The 875-nt window shown below is 52.5% G+C and carries 1 protein-coding gene; it reads right to left on the reverse strand.

Going from position 1 to position 875, the window contains the following annotated elements; genetic code table 11:
• Nucleotides 1-91 precede the first annotated feature (91 nt).
• A partial coding sequence (locus DW036_RS25340; protein ID WP_233560548.1) for a hypothetical protein occupies nucleotides 92-875 on the reverse strand: 784 nt, incomplete at its 5' end.

An 875-nucleotide genomic window follows, 5' to 3' on the forward strand; every position in this document is an offset into this window, starting at 1 on the left:
CCTCACGAGACCGTTCTTTTCGTCCCGTGGAAGGATTATTGTCATCCCACGGGGCGAGCTCATCCCGTCCCGTGAGACGGATTTCGTCGCTTCACGAGGCCGCTTTGCTCCTAAGCCGGGGAAGAATCCATTGCTTCGTCCGGTCGTTCCAGATAGCATTGTCTTCCGGGCGGGGAGGTGCTTCGTCGGGGATGGGGCAACCCATGTAGGTGCGTTGCCCGCCGATACGCTTCTCGAAGCGGTAAGGGTCGAGGGAATGGCTTTGCTCGGCAGTCTCCAGCTTCAAAAGCTCTGCATGCAAGCAGGCCGAAGTACGGCTGCCGGGAGCCGTGAAGTTAGCAAAATACTGGTGTACGTCACTACTGTTCAGCAAGGACGGGCCCTTGTCGTAGAGCAGAATGTGCTGCTTGAAAAAGCCTATAGCCTCTTTGAAGTACCGGCTCAGCAAACCACCATACCCGCTCTTCATGCAGGCTATTTCCGCCCAGCTGCTCTCCAGGCACAACCCGTCCACCAATTCCTGCCAGGGACGAATGGCGTGAAGGGTACTACCGCCGGAAAAAGGAGAAACGGAAGCATTGGCGGAGACACCGGTATCGGCAGGGACACCGGTATCGGCAGGGACACCGGTATCGGCAGGGACACCGGTATCATTACGATCAACAGCAGCAGATATTTCTTTTTCTTTTGCTGCTGTTGTTATTATATCTCTTATATTCTCTTTATGCTGTAGATTTTCATTCGATAAACCACTGATATTCGGAGTATTGCGATTTATTTCAGATTCATTTCCATCGCGATTTTTGTCCATTGTCTGCCTATTTTTCGTCGAAAAGCCGGCATTTTTGCCCGGTTTTACATCATTGTCCGGGTAC

The organism is Bacteroides sp. AF39-11AC, from assembly GCF_003474285.1.
Lineage (GTDB): Bacteria > Bacteroidota > Bacteroidia > Bacteroidales > Bacteroidaceae > Bacteroides.